Source organism: Microbulbifer maximicatervae (SeqCode), assembly GCF_052467815.1.
In genome coordinates, this window is record NZ_CP174326.1 from 4,389,144 (window position 1) to 4,404,986 (window position 15,843).

Sequence of the window (15,843 nt, forward strand, 5' to 3'; positions counted from 1 at the left end):
TTAAGAGGACTCTTGATACGCAGAACAAACATTGGCAGATCAACACTATAAGGAGTCGTCATTGGCGCGCTTAATCTTACTGATTTTAATCGCCATCGGTGCCTGGTATCTCTGGCAAAAAATCAAATCTAGCTCACCGCAGGAGCGGCGCAAGCAGATTTTTATGGCCTGTATCGCCGGCGTCGCCGTAATAGTGGTCGTGCTGGCTATCACCGGGCGCCTGCATTGGGTAGGAGCAGCGCTCGTGCTCATTCTTCCTGTGTTGGGCCGTTTACTCAGTCAGCTCTCCCGTTATTTACCCTGGTTGATGCCACTGTTTGAAAAGTATTCAAACAGGCGCCCAAATCCAGGGGCCACTCAACATCCTCCGCCTCACAACTCCGAGGGCCCGCCACTCTCGGAACACGAAGCGCGCCGAATCCTCGGCGTTGATGCCAATGCTGCCAGAGATGAAATCATTAGTGCACACCGAAAATTGATCCAAAAACTCCACCCAGATCGCGGCGGCAACGATTACCTGGCATCGCGTATCAACGCCGCTAAGGAGTTACTACTGAGCACTCTTGGTTAAACCTTACAAAGCAGGTGGATATACCTGGCCAATTGCCGATAGGGGTCCACCTGGGAGAATTCAAGCTCCTTTTCCACAATGGCCGACGCGGGCAACTTTTCCCGGATTAATGGCGTCATAAAGTCGTGGAAGCAGCGGATGCCGCTGTGACAAACCACGGAAAAGCCCGCTTCGGTCAGCCAGTCTTCCACCCATTCCGGCAGCAGTGGATTCTGTGGAGTGAGGCTGCCAGGGTGGCCACCCCAGTTATCCCCTTCAATATTGCGGTCCAGCTGGCGAAAGCTGCCCCGCTGTAATAGACGGAACTCAAGGGCACGCCGATTGTAGAAAGTGAGCGAAAGATGCCCACCAGGCTTTAACAGGCTGCGCAGCTGCTGCAACGCCTGTTGCGGCTGCTCCAACCATTCCAGCACAGCGTGGCAAATTACCAGGTCTGCGTCCTTTAACGCTTCTACTTGCGGCAGTTCTTGCAGGGGTTTATGCAGCAAGGTCATTTGCTTTTGCAAATGGCGCTGGCGAATTTCCGCATCCGCGAGTTCAAGCATCTGCGCAGAAATATCTGCGAGAAAAACCTCGTGCCCAGCCTCAGCCAGATCCATGGCAAAGTGGCCCTGACCACCCCCAGCGTCAACGATTTTTAGAATGCGCTGCTCGCTCCCCAACAGCAGCGCTAGATCCCGGTTGAGCACTGCCAGACGAATGTCCCCTTTGAGGCCACCATAGATACGGTTGCGAAAACGGTGAGCGAGATCGTCAAAGTTTCGATCTTTACGCAGGCTGTCACCCATCGGAGCCCTCACCTTGCAAAGCCTCATTGCATCGACGGCGGTTCTCGACGAATTTGCGCTGTAGCGCCTCTTCCATATCAACCCCCAGTACAGCGGCCAGTTTGCTCAAGTACATCTGAATATCCGCCAGTTCAGCGGCAACTTGATCGGCCTTGTCGCCTGCCATTAGATCCTGGATATCTTTATCACTGCACCATTGAAAGTGCCGCCCTAACTCTGCAACTTCCACAGATAGCGCCATGGCCAGGTTTTTTGGGGTATGCAGTGACTGCCAGCCGCGCATTTCAGCGACTTCATCAAAAGCCGCCAGGATTTCACGGTCTTTCATCGAATTTTTTCCTCTGCTGGCGCTCCAGCCCGCCCTCCCGGGCCGCCAAAATTGAATTCAGTGCGCGGGACAGAAACTCACGCCTGTATAAAACACAGACAACAAACAGATAGCCGGCAACAAACAGGATTGGATGGATAAACCAGCCCAGCACTGACATTGAGAAATAATAAGAGCGCAGACCGTAGTTGTAACTGTGGCCCGCATGGTCGATCACCTTGGCAGTACTGATGGCAAACCGGCGTCGCTCTTCCTCAGATAGATCACCGGTTTCCGGCGGCGGTGCTGCACCAATGAGCACATTGGCGAAGGAGTACTGGCGCAGTGACCAGGTAAAATTGAAAAAGGCGAAGATAAAAATCAGGATCAGCAACATCACCTTGAGTTCAAACTGCTCAACGGTGGTGGGCTCCGCAAAAGGCAAACTGGTGAGCACTTCGATGGCCGCCTTGTTCGCCGTCAAAGCCGTCACTAAACCCGCCAGGATAAGAATACTGGTGGAGGCAAAAAAACCAATGACCCGCTCCAGGTTACTGAGAATAGCGGTATCAGCCATGCGCATATCCCTATCGAGCATACGCATCATCCACTCAACGCGGTACCACTGAAGCGATGAAGTAAGGCACCAGGTTTCCTTGGCTTTTTTTCGCGCAAAAACGGTGTAACCCACCCATGTGATAAAAAAGCCAATGACACTGGCAATATCCAACCAGGACAACCTCTAATATCTCCGTGTTCGTCTACATTTATGCCGTAGCTTCGGCAAGCGAAGTCTTCGCCCTACTGGCATCCTTGTCAACACTGTCTTTCCGATGTGTGCAAGCGGTAGAATAGCGCCCTTTCGCCGGCAGCAGTGGCCGGCCAGAAAATTCATATAACTCCAGGGAGCTGTCTTTTGAGCAACTCACATCCTGCATTTGAACTGGTTACCAGCGCAGATATTGATTCTCTCGGCGTGCGCGTCGAGGAATACCGACACATTACGACCGGTGCCCAGCACCTGCACATCGCCGCAGACAACTCGGAAAATGTTTTCCTTGTCGCCCTGCGCACCGTGCCCGAAGACTCCACCGGTGTCGCCCATATTCTTGAACACACCGCCCTGTGCGGCAGTGACAAGTACCCGGTGCGCGATCCTTTCTTTATGATGATCCGGCGCTCACTCAATACCTTTATGAACGCCTTCACCAGTTCAGATTGGACCGCCTACCCGTTTGCCAGCCAGAACCGAAAGGATTTTGACAACCTTCTCGACGTCTACCTGGATGCGGTATTTTTTGCGCGCCTGGACCCGCTGGACTTTGCCCAGGAAGGCCATCGCCTGGAATTTGCCGAAGCGGATAATGCGAGCAGCGAGCTCGTCTACAAAGGTGTCGTGTTCAATGAGATGAAAGGCGCCATGAGCTCCGTCACCTCGCAGCTGTGGCACACCCTGAGCAAATATCTGTTCCCCACCACCACCTATCACTACAACTCCGGTGGCGAACCTACTGATATTCCAAAGCTGAGTTACGAGCAGCTGGTTGCCTTCTACCGCAGCCACTACCACCCCAGCAACGCCACCTTTATGACTTTCGGTGATATTCCCGCAGCGGAACACCAGGCCGCGTTTGAAGAAAAAGCGCTGCACAAGTTCGAGAAACTCGACAAGACCATTTCCGTTGGGCGCGAAGACCGCTACCAGGCGCCGCTGAAAGTCGAAGAGCACTACCCGTTAAATGGCGAGCCTCTGAAGGCCAAGACCCATATCGTATTGAGCTGGCTACTGGGTGATGTCACCGATCTTGAAGAGGCCCTGACCGCACACCTGCTCGCCGGCGTACTGCTGGATAACAGCGCTTCACCGCTAATGAAGCTGCTGGAAACCACCGACCTGGGCACTTCCCCTTCTCCGCTGGTTGGCCTGGACGATTCCCAACGCGAACTGGTGTTTGTCTGTGGCATTGAGGGTAGCGAACGCGAAAGTGCCGACGAGCTTGAGCAACAGGTTCTCGACGTGCTGAGGGACGTGGCGGAAAACGGCATCCCCTACGAACAGGTAGAAGCCAGCTTGCACCAGCTAGAATTACAACAGCGAGAAATTGGTGGCGACGGCTACCCCTTCGGCTTGCAATTGATTCTCACCGCATTGACCGGCGCCACTCACCGTGGCGATGCCATCGGCCTGCTGAATATCGATGCCACCCTGGAGCGACTGCGCGAGCAGATCAAAGATCCGAAGTTTATCGCCAATAAAGCCCGTGAACTTCTGCTGGAAAACCAGCACCGCGTACGTATGGTTCTGAGTCCCGATGAGCAGCTGGCTGCGCGCCGCGAGCAGGCGGAGAAAGACCAGCTGGCGGAAATCAAAGCCGCTCTCAGCGACAAAGAAAAAGCACAGATTGTCGAAACCGCCAAAGCCCTGGCCGATCGACAAAACCGCGAGGACGACGCTTCTATCCTGCCCAAGGTCGGCGTGGAAGATATTCCCGCAGAGCTTCCCGATGTCGAAGGCGAAGCAATAGAGTTGGGCCCACAGAAGTTGACCCGCTATAGCGCGGGCACCAACGGCCTGGTTTACCAGCAAATGGTCTGCGCGCTACCGGAATTCACCGAAACCGAAAAGCAACTGCTGCCCTACTACTGCCAGGTACTGAGCGAAGTTGGCCTGGGTGAAAAAGACTACCTGGAAGTCCAGCAGTGGCAGACCAGCGTGGTGGGCGCCCTGCACGGTTTCACCAGCAGCCGCACTGCCATCGACAACCTGGATCTCTTGTCCGGCCACTTTATCCTGTCCGGTAAAGCGCTGGCTCGCAATCAGGGCGGCCTGACCGAACTGATGCAAGCCACTATGGAGCAGGTGCGTTTTGACGAGCACGCCCGCATCAAGGAATTGCTACTGCAAACTCTCGCCCGCCGCGAACAAGGTGTTGTCGGCAACGGCCACGCCCTCGCCATGGCTGCCGCCAGTGCCGGCTACAACCGCGCCGCCTGGGAGAGCCATGCCAGCGGTGGTCTGCTGGGATTGCGCAACCTGCGAGCCCTGGTTGCCGGACTGGAAAAAGAGGAAGGCCTGCAAGACCTTTCCACTCAATTCCAGGCTATCCACCAGAAAATCCTCGCAGCACCGCGCCAGTTCCTGCTGGTGGGTGAAGAAGAGAAAATTGGCGATTTCAGCCAGACACTGATGCCACTGACCTCGACTTCCAGCATCGCCGCAGCCAACCCCGCTGCACCTTTCGAACGCAAACAAATCGAGGAACTCTGGGTTGCCAACAGCCAGGTGAACTTCTGTGCCAAGGCCTACGCCACTGTGCCTATGTCCCACCCGGATGCGGCACCACTGTCGGTTTTGAGCGGCTTCCTGCGCAACGGCTTCCTGCATCGCACCATCCGCGAACAGGGCGGCGCCTACGGCGGCGGAGCCGGCCACGACAGCAATATTGGCGTATTCCGCTTCTACTCCTACCGCGATCCGCGTATGGGTGAAACCCTGGAGGACTTCGACGCATCCCTGAAGTGGTTGGCCGAAGAGAAGCACAAGGAAGAACAGGTTGAGGAAGCGATCCTCGGCGTCGTCGGCGGTCTGGATAAACCCGGCTCCCCCGCTGGTGAAGCCAAGAAGAACTTCCACTCGGGCCTTTACGGCCGCACCCACGAGACGCGCCAGCAATTCCGCAAACAGGTTACGGAAGTTACCCTGGAAGACCTGCAACGCGTCGGTGCCACCTATCTGGACCCGAGCAAGGCCAGTACCGCCATTGTTACCGGTCCCCAAGGTAGCGAAGCGGCAGCCAAACTCAACCTGAAGGAAGAGAAGCTCTAACTGGAGCTCGACGATTCCCCGGCAATTTGTCCGGAGAAGCTCTGCGGCGCCGGCCAAAAACCGGCGCCGATCTATCGCCGTTATCCTCTAGCGAAGTTCCAATGAGTAAACACGACAATATTTATGCAAACCCACTGGGCCAGGTAGCCGGCTTCGAGTTCGATCGCCAGGTGGTGCAAGTTTTTCCCGATATGATCAAGCGCTCCGTGCCCGGCTACACCACGATCGTAGCCATGATCGGCACCCTGGCAGAGCGCTACGCCCAAGCCGGAAGCCGCTGCTATGACCTGGGCAGTTCCCTGTGTGCGGCAACCCTGGCCATGCGCCATCGCATTCCCGCTGCCGACTGTGAAATCGTCGCCGTGGACAATTCACAAGCCATGGTTGATCAGGCGCGCACAGTACTCGAAGCCGATAGCGGCGAGGTTCCCGTTCAACTTATCTGCGACAACCTGCAAAACGTAGCTATCGAAAATGCCTCGGTCGTAGTGCTCAACTTCACCCTGCAATTTATTCCGGTGGAAGAGCGCGAAGAAATCCTGCAGAAAATCCACGATGGTTTGCGCCCCGGCGGCATTCTGATTATTTCCGAGAAAGTGGACTTCGCCGATAAAGCCCACAACGAGTTAATGATCGAACTGCATCACTCCTTTAAAGCCGCCAACGGTTACAGCGCGCTGGAAATCGCACAGAAGCGCTCTGCCCTGGAGAATGTACTAATTCCGGAAACCCTGGATACCCACCGCACACGACTGAAAAATGTCGGCTTTACCAGTGTCGATGTCTGGTTCCAGTGTTTTAATTTTGCCTCTTTAATCGCCATCAAAGGCGCGCCGGAAAAGTAAGTACCCCGTGATCGACTACACCCAACTCTATCAAGGCCTGCAACACGTTCCCGCCCTGCGCACCTGGCTGGCCCAGCTGCCAACACAGGTGGCTGAAAACCTGAGCCCTCACCGCTGGGGCGACCTGCCGGATTGGCGCGCAGCGGTGGAAGCCCTACCGGAAATTGCGCCCTCCTCTATCGAACTCAACAGCAAAGTCAGCGCGGGCACTGCCGCCGATGCCAGCCCGGAACAACTCGAAGCCCTGGAGCGGGAACTGCGTAAATTGCACCCCTGGCGCAAAGGCCCCTGGGAGTTATTTGGACTAAATATTGATACTGAGTGGCGCTCCGACTGGAAATGGGATCGGGTACTTCCGCACTTGGCACCACTGGAAAATCGACTGGTGCTCGATGTGGGCTGTGGCAATGGGTACCACTGCTGGCGTTCCTACGGTGCCGGCGCGCGCCGCGTAATCGGTATTGATCCTTCCGCCAAATTTGTCGCGCAATTTTACGCGCTGAAAAAATACCTGGGCCGGGAAGCACCAGTGGATTTGTTGCCCCTGGGTATTGAAGCGCTCCCGGCAAACTTGCGCGCTTTCGATACCACTTTTTCCATGGGGGTGCTCTATCACCGCCGTTCACCCATGGATCACCTGCGCGAATTGCGCGAGACCCTCCGCCCCGGCGGCCAGCTTGTACTGGAGACATTGGTTATCGACGGCGGGCTCGGCGATTGCCTGGTACCCGAAGACCGCTATGCAAAGATGCGCAATGTGTGGTTTTTCCCCAGCTGCGCCACCCTGGAGAGCTGGCTGCGCAAGTGCGGTTTCCGCAACCCCAGGACCGTGGATTTGAACACCACCAGCCTGGAAGAACAGCGGCGTACCGACTGGATGCACTTCGAATCCCTGGCAGATTTTCTCGACCCGGAATCGCCAGACAAAACCGTGGAAGGTCACCCCGCGCCCAAGAGAGCGGTTTTGGTCGCGGAAGCGCCGTAGCTTGTCTATACGCTTAAGGTCTGGGAACTCATAAATTCCGCAAAATTTGCTGCTAATAGAATTTTGTACGGAATGGGGAGCACCATCTTGATTGTTGCGACTCATAAGGCAAAGTGCGCCCCTAAATAGTGCAACTATATCCTTTAGGGAGGGCTGCCGCAGGATGCAGCCCGGCGCAGAGAATATTTATGAGTATTAGCGTTTTTGAGCTTTTCAAAATTGGGGTTGGCCCTTCCAGCTCCCACACGGTGGGCCCCATGGTTGCTGCCCGCCAATTCGTGCAGGATTTGCAAGACCGGGACCAACTGCCCCGCACAGACCGTGTACAAGTCCATTTATACGGCTCACTGGCCCTGACCGGGGTTGGTCACGGCACCGATATGGCAGTTCTGATGGGGCTATTGGGTCAATCTCCAGACACCATTGATGTCGACTCGATTGACGAGAAAATGGCGCAAATCCAGAGCGAGCGCCACCTGTTATTAAATAGTGACCAGGATATCGAATTTATTCGCGAGCGCGATCTGGTTTTCCATATGGAGGAATTTCTTCCCCAGCACTCCAACGGAATGACCTGCCAGGCTTACGCTGGCGAAGAGCTGCTGTTCGAGCGCAGCTATTTTTCCATCGGCGGCGGCTTTGTGCTCTCCGAAGAAGATTTCGCTCACAAAGAGGAGATCGCCACCCTTCTGCCTTATGACTTCAGCAATGCAGAACAGCTGATGAAGATCTGTGATCATCACGGTTGGACTATTGCCGAGCTGGCAATGGAAAACGAAAAAGCCTTCCGCGGCGAGCAGGAAGTCAAAGACCGTTTATGGAATATCTGGAAGGTAATGGATGCCTCTATTGAGCGAGGCTGCCACCAGAATGGCATCTTGCCCGGCGGCCTCAATGTTCGCCGCCGCGCTGCTGAACTCTACCGGGAGTTGAGTAAACAGAGTCCGGAAGAGCGCAACCACGGCCTCGCCATTCTCGACTGGGTAAGTCTTTTTGCTCTCGCCGTCAATGAGGAAAATGCCGCGCGCGGGCGCATCGTCACCGCACCCACTAACGGCGCCGCTGGTGTGATTCCCGCCGTTATCGCCTACTACGTGGAATTTGTACACGACAGCAAAATTCACGGTGAATTGAAAGACCAGGTAGTGAAATTCCTGCTCACCGCCGGCGCTATCGGTATGCTGTTTAAAAAGAATGCCTCTATTTCTGCCGCTGAGGTGGGCTGCCAGGGAGAAATCGGCGTAGCCTGCTCCATGGCTTCCGCCGGCTTGGCCGCCGTAGAGGGCGGCACCAACCAGCAGATTGAAAACGCTGCTGAAATTGGAATGGAACACAACCTCGGCCTTACCTGCGATCCAATCGGCGGGTTGGTGCAGGTCCCCTGTATCGAGCGCAACACCATGGGTGCAGTAAAAGCCATTAACGGCGCACGCCTGGCCCTGCGCGGTGATGGCGCTCATATCGTACCGCTGGACAGCGTTATCGAGACGATGCGTCAAACCGGTATCGATATGCAGAGCAAATACAAAGAGACCTCTCTCGGCGGGCTCGCAGTAAACGCTGTGAACTGCTGATATTTTTCGGCAGGAGCACAAATCCGCTCCTGCCTCTTACTTAGCCCGGAAGATACCAAATTCTTTTTGTGGCATATCTCCAACGAACCCCCACCGGTCTTTAAAAGTCACTGGTTAAATATCAGCGAGCGATGAGCCCCAACACCCGCCATGGTGCCGGATGCAATCGCGAAGGTTCCGCTTTGCATCGGGTTGGATAAATCCCCAGCAGCAAAGACCCCCTTTACAGAAGTTTCCTTAAAGCCATCCACCTTCACAATCCGCCCGGTGAAAGACTCCTCCAGCTCCAACCCCAATTTATCGATAAACGGAGAGGTCAATTCCGCTTTGGGGCTCACGTAGAGCCCCTCCAGTGGCAACTTGCGGCCATCTGCTAAAACAACTTCACTTAAACTATCCCCCTCTCCCTCCAACTGCGTAATCGGGGCTTCTTCCAGCATTACTCCCCGAGCCAGCAGATGATCGAGCACTTCCCCCTGCGGATTGAATTGGCCCTGGGTAAACAAGGTAGTTGCGCCCCAATCGGGAATCATCGCCGCCTGGTGGAAAGACAGCTCGCTGGTAGCCAGCACACCTAAAGGGCGATCACTCAGCTCATAGCCGTGGCAATAGGGGCAGTGAATCACACTCCTACCCCAGCGCTCTTTCACGCCAGGGATATCCGGTAGCTGATCCGTAATGCCGGTTGCAAGAATTAGCCTCTTCGCTTTAAAAGTGGTACCTCCCTGTGCAGCAACAGCAAACCCCTCTTCCTGGACATCCACACTATCCGCAGTGCCTTCAACCACCTGGAAGCTCGAGTAAGCCTGTAGCTGGGAAAGCGCCGTGCTACGAATTTCCTCAGGCCTCTTACCATCCAGGCAAAACACTCCATGGGACGCTTTTGCAAAGCGGTTTCTAGGTCTTTTAGCATCCAGTACAACGACCTTACGCCTGCCGCGAACCAGCTGCATCGCCGCAGACAGGCCGGCAAAACTTCCACCGATAATCAATACATCCGTATCCATAGCCATCCCTCCGATATCATGTAACTTTTATTGTTACACAAAAATTCAAAACCGTACAACACACGTAACAGCAAAAGTTTCGTGATAAACTGCAGGATCAGAAATTTAGGTGAATTATGCGCAAAGACAGCCGATTATCCCGGGCACTTCATGTCCTTATCCATTTGAACATGACCGACAAGCCGGTTACCTCAGACAAGATGGCAGCTATGCTCCTCACCAATCCTGTGGTGGCTCGCAGAACTATGGCGCTATTGCGGGATCAGGGGTACGTGCGCTCCAGTAAAGGGCACAATGGGGGCTGGTCACTCGCGAAGCCCCTTAATGAAATTACACTTCTGGATATCCATAAAGCGCTGGGAGACAGCTCAGTTTTTACCATTGGTCTCACAGACGAACACACTAACTGTATCATTGAGCACGCAGTAAATGCCGCTCTAAAGGATGCAATGGATGAGGCCGAGAGTATTTTACTCGCGCAATTTGGTGAGATCACATTGGATCAGCTCGGTAGGGATTTTTCTAGCTCTGGGGTTTCAGAATAACTGCTCACATCCTAAGCTGCCGGGGAGACTCAGGTTTTTCTAGTTTCTGAATTTCCCCAAACAGCTATATCTATAATAAGATGTCAGAATAGACTCTATACTTTTAAAAGATACTTAGGGCCTGTCAGAGACATCAGGACCACATAAGCTTTTAAATTACTTAATAGATAAATTTCTTAAATCTGCGACATTTGTATAAAGAGTGCAATCATCACTACTCTTTATAATTACATCTCTCCCCGCCGCCAACGCAGATAAAAGAATGCTCAAATACAAACTTCCCTCTTCAGTAGTTCCATCAAAAACATATGAAAAACTACCATTTGTTGAACAGGCGACATCCCCAACTGGTAAATCTTCGGTTTCAACAAAGACTCGCCCTTGATATTGGGGGCCAGTATGAATCTGAGCGATTTTGCCAGAATAAACAAGCTCAGCATTACTTAATGCAGAATAAAAACCCAAGATCACCACAAATAAAACCCGCATAGATATACCTTTATTAAAAACCAAATCCGTTTAAAAAGAACCGGGATATAAATATATAGAACTGTTGATTTCAAGTAAATACCGAAAAATTCGCAACCTGCGTGAACTGCCTCAACTTATACTCTCTGTCCTGACTTCAACTCCTACTCAGCCGTTACCCGACAAGAAAAAAATCTCATAATTCTACCTAGCCACCATCTATGCTAAGCCTCAGTATTCTTTCTGGTATGGGTGGCAATTAGATAAAATTAAACTTGGGAAATAATTTTTTCTGGACTGGAATAACTTTAATATTTTCACAGCTTATCGAAAAATTCGCATTTGATTATTTCCATATAGACACCTAGAGGTACATAAGTACCTCCTCGACAGCTTTACATCCTACTCCGAAAAGGCACCCACCAACCAGATAGACTAATCTAAGAACTAGTACAATCTGGGAAGGTCTACCTGTGACCAAGTATAACAACCTATTCAACCGTCACTTCGCAAGCTCAAAAACACTGAGAAAAAGAGCAAAACAGAAAATTCCGAAATTCTCTTACGAATATCTGATAGAGGGCTGCATGGACGATATTGGCCTACACCGCAATCGCCGAGCCTTTAACTTTGTCAAAATGACACCTGAATACATTCGCCCAAACTTGACACCAGATTTGAGTTGCCAACTGTTCGGTAAGCTATACAGTGCCCCTTTTGGCATAGCACCCATCGGGCTACAAGGGCTTATGTGGCCAAATGCGCCAGTGATACTTGCTAGAGCCGCCTACAAGCACAATATCCCCTTCATTCTCAGTACCGTTTCTTCAGAATCACTGGAAAAAATAGCTCAAGTCACTCAGGGAACAGCCTGGTACCAGCTCTATAATCCAACTGAGCCAGCCATCCTTTCTGATTTGATATCCAGGCTAACCACAGCACAGTACCAACATTTGGTCATTACCATTGATGTTCCCACTTTTGGCTTACGTCCCAGGGACTTTCATAATGGATTGGCAATGCCACCGAAATTAAATATTAAGAATATCTGGCAAGCGATACTTAAACCCCATTGGAGCCTATCCACATTACGATATGGCCTACCCAAATTTAAGAACCTTGAATGTTACATCAACAACGATAATAAGAAACTTGAACTGACCGAATTCATGAATACTACGACTATGGGCCCGTTAGATTTTGACAGTTTGAAGCATATAAGGGACCTATGGCCTCACAAGCTTATAATCAAAGGAGTCATGAGTGAACCGGACCTACAGAGGGCAATCCAACTTGGGGCAGATGGAGTAATTTTGTCCAATCATGGTGCACGACAGCTCGACCTTGGAGGAGCAACACTTCCGATGTTGAACCACTTCTCTGGTTACCAAAACAAAATTCCACTGGCAATTGATAGTGGCATTAGATCCGGTGCAGATATTGCCGGTGCTTGTGGGCTTGGGGCTAAGTTTTGTTTCCTTGGACGGTTTTTTATGTACAGTGTCTGCGCCCTAGCTGAAAAGGGGGGCGACCATGCAATCTACTTGCTAAAAGCTCAATTAACTCAGGTGATGCAGCAAGTTGGGGCTGGCACCCTAAAAGACCTTTGCGAAAAGGTGGATCTAACACTAACTGAAAAGAGCGATTTTTAAAGAAACGCTAACACCGTTCTAAATGACTACCTAGCAGCAATACAAAATTATGGAATTGCACACCGATTAGTCGCCAGAGTTGATTATTGACCAATGATCAACTCTGGAAAAAACCATATAGTTAAAGGGATCGTAAAAACTCTAGCAGATCTGCCCTCTCTGAATCACTCATGGAACGATAATTTTCCCTGCTTTCCCAAGCCTCTCCACCATGCCATAAAATAGCCTCCTCAATAGATCTCGCCCGACCATCATGTAGAAAGCTACTATGCCCATTTACAGCGGCAGCCATCCCCAACCCCCACAATGGCGGCGTTCTCCATTCCTGGTTGTAATCGGTAGATTCACTCAGAGAGTCCGCCAGCTCTTCTCCCATATCGTGGAGCAACAGGTCAGTATAGGGGTGTATGGTATTCCCCCTTAGCTCAGCCAGGGGGTGGCGATGATCAGTATTCATTTCAGTGCGATGGCAGGCGTCGCACCCAGCCTCAGAGAACAGCCCCTCTCCGGCAAGCACGGAGTCGTTAGAAATACTATCTTGATCACGGGGAGGCGCTCCCAGAGCCTGAAGGTAACCCACCAAATCTTGCAGATACTCATCTGCTAACTCAGCTGAATGTTCACTATATTGCCTACAAGTTAACTGCTCATACCCACAATCAGCATCACCGTTACCGCTGGTGACTCCAATGTCATTATTGAGAGCATCTTGCGTAAAGCTGGTTAGACTGGCATGACTGGACTTCCAGCCAAAGCGCGCGATATATGGAAGACCACTGTCAAATTCCTTTACCAGAGCGGCCCGACCTGAAATCCCATCCTCATCGGAATCATCTGGATCATGCCACTCCAAGATCTCAGACTCAGGCACCGCCTCGAGTAACCCTAGCCCCAGTATTTGTTGCGGCATACGGGGGGAAAAGTACACTATATCGCTTCCAGTATCATCGAGCTTTTCGATACTGTAGACTGGTTTTCTCAAGGTATACGCAGTTCCGTCAGAGTAGTAATCCAGCACCTCTTCATAGGTAACTGCCACCTGCCCTTCAGCTTCTATCTTGTCATCAGAAGTAACAGTTTGCAATAAATGACCAAAGTAGTGATGGGGCAATGCTTGACTTTCGGTATTGAGCCCGCCCGATCCCAGTTTCATAACCATCGTTTCTGGGAAATAGCCATCCTCTGGAGACGGTCCACGCCCATTATTGATATGACACGCAAAGCATGAATTCTCTATTTTAAGATCAGTGGCCAAGTCTGCCAGCTCTGAAAAGCTTGGGTTCCCCTCCTCTTCGTGATCCCCAGAATCAAAATCAGTGTGAAACAACCTTCTACCACGCAAAAATGTATTATGGGTATCCCACTGAATATTCGATACTTCCTGCATATACGCAGCCCAATCGGCAATGCCACTATCAACTATATAAGTATCGTATATGTCGACCCCATCCAAAATTGGATACGTAGCTTGAGTGGCGTCATCTGAATCACCGCTAACCCATGAGCCATCGCTACCGACATAATAAGTTAAACTCTGCTCCGACAAATTTTCTGAGATAATTTCAGTAGCAGGTACAGAATCTCCCGCAATTATTGGAGTTGCTGTCGCACTACCTCCAGAACGAATACTTTCATCAATGTCATTATCATTGACAAGATAGATACCAGGCTCGCCCAATTGTATACGGTAAGTATTGGTATAGTAGATAGTCTGGCCTTCTACATTCTCATCCCCATCGTATTGCCCCAGAAATTGCTGGAATTCAAATTCCATCCATTCACCGGCTTCAAGAATACCATCATCCCCATTGTGTGCATCAAAAGTAATTAAACACACCCATACTTGCCCACTTCCATCCTCACCAGCCTCAATTAAAGGAGTATCCTCAAACTTAGCATTATTGTTGAAATCCGCTCGGTACACATTTGAGTATGCTGATCGGCACTCTGGAGAGCGATAGTGGGCATATTCAGGAGAATAATAGATTTCAATTAGGCTTTCACCTTTTGGAGTGTGATCATGAATTTCAAGGCCAAAGCTTCTATGTTCAAAATAAAAGGTAGGAAAAGTATAAAATGATTCCTCAGACTCATGACGCGACCTGGCCCTGCCACTAGCAAATGTCACAATAGTTCCATCTTCTTCTACATACCAATTTTGAGATTCATCAGCAGAATAACTACTATCAAAAAGTGGTATGTAACTTAGAGTGCTATTAGTGGAAACAAAATTTAATGCCTCATCAAACAGCATAAGCTCCCAAATAGTGTATTGAGAGCTTCCTTCACTTAACTCATTCCCCTGAATTCGTAGGTAGCGGTAGCTGCCTGACAGCTGGTGACTATCAATTCTAGCCCCATACTCCCCATCATATGCATCAACAAGAGTCACCCATTCATTACCATCATTGGAAGCCAGTATTTCATAACTAGCGGCATTATCATCACCCCAGTCTATGATTACCTTCGTCAATTCTGTTGCTTCACCAATGTCCAATGATAGATAGACTGCATCACCTTCCCCCTCCCAGGCAGTGCTTCTCAAATCATCAATAGCAAAAGCAGCTTCACCTACGGAAGAAGAAATTGTAGCTTCCAGAGCAATATTACTTCCTACGTTACTCGGGGTCTCCTCCACCGAGTTATAAATAGGTTCGCCATAGACCTGAAATTCATAGATTGAGTATCCCCAAAAATTTCCATCACTACGAGTCAATCCATTCAACCGTATATACCGAAACTTACCGGATATTTGAAAAGTATCTGTTCTATCTCCAAATTCTCCATCGGAAGACTCCGCTAACAGCTCCCATTCCTGTCCATCATTCGAAGCTTCAAGTTTATAAGTATCCGCATTTGCAGCCTCCCAGTAGAGAACCACTTGCTCTAGCTCAGAAGTAGTACCCAGGTCTATGGTTATAGTACTGGGATCTACCTGATGTGAGCTTTCCCAGCGTGTACTCATATCATTGTCAACGGCAAAAGATGCCGACTGCAACTCCGTACTTGCAGTAACACTTCGACCTTCAGACAGAAGTTCAGCCGTTACACTGGAACAAAAAAGAGATAATAGGGTTAGGATACAACTTACAAAAATTGTATTTCTCATCGTCGGGGCACCTATTTTTTTAGATACAGAAAGATCCCCCCATATGACGAGAGCCTTACTATCCCTGTAAAAAATGAACGCCCTTAAAAGCTCCACCGCGAAGGCGAAATCTTCTGAACTTTAATTATTTTTTTGGCTATAGTTAAATGGATTTCGATTGGTAAAA

13 protein-coding genes are annotated in these 15,843 nt (G+C 50.9%); 7 read left to right on the top strand and 6 right to left on the bottom strand.

Features of this window, described 5'->3' with window-relative positions; all coding sequences use genetic code 11:
* The first annotated feature begins 61 nt into the window (after nt 1–61).
* Complete coding sequence (locus tag ACJJIW_RS18980; protein WP_444936071.1) at nt 62–571, top strand: DnaJ domain-containing protein; 510 nt, start codon at nt 62–64, stop codon at nt 569–571.
* Here the strand turns inward: ACJJIW_RS18980 and ACJJIW_RS18985 are convergent.
* Genes ACJJIW_RS18985 through ACJJIW_RS18995 form a run of 3 tightly spaced genes read right to left on the bottom strand, consistent with a single transcriptional unit; the run spans nt 568 to nt 2,405 of the window.
* Nucleotides 568–1,359: a methyltransferase gene (locus ACJJIW_RS18985; protein WP_444936072.1), complete on the bottom strand. Its 792-nt coding sequence runs from the start codon at nt 1,357–1,359 to the stop codon at nt 568–570. The genes ACJJIW_RS18980 and ACJJIW_RS18985 overlap by 4 nt on opposite strands.
* The gene (locus tag ACJJIW_RS18990; RefSeq protein WP_444936073.1) at nt 1,352–1,687 is read right to left on the bottom strand and encodes a nucleotide pyrophosphohydrolase; all 336 of its coding nucleotides are present in this window, start codon (nt 1,685–1,687) and stop codon (nt 1,352–1,354) included. Before ACJJIW_RS18990 ends, ACJJIW_RS18985 begins: the two co-directional genes overlap by 8 nt.
* Nucleotides 1,674–2,405: a DUF599 domain-containing protein gene (locus ACJJIW_RS18995; RefSeq protein ID WP_108733516.1), complete on the bottom strand. Its 732-nt coding sequence runs from the start codon at nt 2,403–2,405 to the stop codon at nt 1,674–1,676. The genes ACJJIW_RS18990 and ACJJIW_RS18995 overlap by 14 nt, the downstream gene beginning before the upstream one ends.
* 177 nt (nt 2,406–2,582) lie before the next feature.
* Here ACJJIW_RS18995 and ACJJIW_RS19000 point away from each other — a divergent pair, with 177 nt between their 5' ends.
* From ACJJIW_RS19000 to ACJJIW_RS19015, 4 genes are all read left to right on the top strand, one after another.
* Complete coding sequence (locus ACJJIW_RS19000) at nt 2,583–5,492, top strand: insulinase family protein (protein ID WP_444936074.1); 2,910 nt, start codon at nt 2,583–2,585, stop codon at nt 5,490–5,492.
* Between the two features lie 101 nt (nt 5,493–5,593).
* Complete coding sequence (gene cmoA / locus ACJJIW_RS19005; protein ID WP_108733518.1) at nt 5,594–6,337, top strand: carboxy-S-adenosyl-L-methionine synthase CmoA; 744 nt, start codon at nt 5,594–5,596, stop codon at nt 6,335–6,337.
* Nucleotides 6,338–6,344: 7 nt separating this feature from the next.
* Nucleotides 6,345–7,322, top strand: a complete 978-nt coding sequence (gene cmoB / locus ACJJIW_RS19010; protein WP_444936075.1) for a tRNA 5-methoxyuridine(34)/uridine 5-oxyacetic acid(34) synthase CmoB — start codon at nt 6,345–6,347, stop codon at nt 7,320–7,322.
* Nucleotides 7,323–7,510: 188 nt separating this feature from the next.
* Nucleotides 7,511–8,896: an L-serine ammonia-lyase gene (locus tag ACJJIW_RS19015; RefSeq protein WP_444936076.1), complete on the top strand. Its 1,386-nt coding sequence runs from the start codon at nt 7,511–7,513 to the stop codon at nt 8,894–8,896.
* Between the two features lie 107 nt (nt 8,897–9,003).
* On the opposite strand, the gene ACJJIW_RS19020 is transcribed toward ACJJIW_RS19015, so the two are convergent.
* Entirely contained in the window at nt 9,004–9,903 is a 900-nt protein-coding gene (locus tag ACJJIW_RS19020; RefSeq protein ID WP_282932520.1) for an NAD(P)/FAD-dependent oxidoreductase, read from the bottom strand.
* A 116-nt stretch (nt 9,904–10,019) separates the two neighbouring features.
* Here ACJJIW_RS19020 and ACJJIW_RS19025 point away from each other — a divergent pair, with 116 nt between their 5' ends.
* Nucleotides 10,020–10,448, top strand: coding sequence for an Rrf2 family transcriptional regulator (locus ACJJIW_RS19025; RefSeq protein WP_282932519.1), 429 nt, complete (start codon nt 10,020–10,022; stop codon nt 10,446–10,448).
* A gap of 156 nt (nt 10,449–10,604) precedes the next feature.
* Here the strand turns inward: ACJJIW_RS19025 and ACJJIW_RS19030 are convergent, their stop codons facing one another.
* Nucleotides 10,605–10,937 carry a hypothetical protein gene (locus ACJJIW_RS19030; RefSeq protein ID WP_282932518.1) on the bottom strand — a complete coding sequence of 111 codons (333 nt, stop codon included), beginning with the start codon at nt 10,935–10,937 and terminating at the stop codon, nt 10,605–10,607.
* Nucleotides 10,938–11,389: 452 nt separating this feature from the next.
* On the opposite strand from ACJJIW_RS19030, the gene ACJJIW_RS19035 reads away from it, so the two are divergent.
* The gene (locus ACJJIW_RS19035) at nt 11,390–12,568 is read left to right on the top strand and encodes an alpha-hydroxy acid oxidase (protein ID WP_444936077.1); all 1,179 of its coding nucleotides are present in this window, start codon (nt 11,390–11,392) and stop codon (nt 12,566–12,568) included.
* Between the two features lie 121 nt (nt 12,569–12,689).
* On the opposite strand, the gene ACJJIW_RS19040 is transcribed toward ACJJIW_RS19035, so the two are convergent.
* Nucleotides 12,690–15,677: a di-heme oxidoredictase family protein gene (locus ACJJIW_RS19040; RefSeq protein ID WP_444936078.1), complete on the bottom strand. Its 2,988-nt coding sequence runs from the start codon at nt 15,675–15,677 to the stop codon at nt 12,690–12,692.
* Nucleotides 15,678–15,843 lie beyond the last annotated feature (166 nt).

Coding starts and splice junctions, on each gene's coding strand:
- cmoA (WP_108733518.1), top strand. CDS start 5,594: ATGAGTAAACACGACAATATTTATGCAAACCCACTGGGCCAGGTAGCC.
- ACJJIW_RS19025 (WP_282932519.1), top strand. CDS start 10,020: ATGCGCAAAGACAGCCGATTATCCCGGGCACTTCATGTCCTTATCCAT.
- ACJJIW_RS18990 (WP_444936073.1), bottom strand. CDS start 1,687: ATGAAAGACCGTGAAATCCTGGCGGCTTTTGATGAAGTCGCTGAAATG.
- ACJJIW_RS18985 (WP_444936072.1), bottom strand. CDS start 1,359: ATGGGTGACAGCCTGCGTAAAGATCGAAACTTTGACGATCTCGCTCAC.
- ACJJIW_RS19030 (WP_282932518.1), bottom strand. CDS start 10,937: ATGCGGGTTTTATTTGTGGTGATCTTGGGTTTTTATTCTGCATTAAGT.
- ACJJIW_RS19020 (WP_282932520.1), bottom strand. CDS start 9,903: ATGGATACGGATGTATTGATTATCGGTGGAAGTTTTGCCGGCCTGTCT.
- ACJJIW_RS19040 (WP_444936078.1), bottom strand. CDS start 15,677: ATGAGAAATACAATTTTTGTAAGTTGTATCCTAACCCTATTATCTCTT.
- ACJJIW_RS19015 (WP_444936076.1), top strand. CDS start 7,511: ATGAGTATTAGCGTTTTTGAGCTTTTCAAAATTGGGGTTGGCCCTTCC.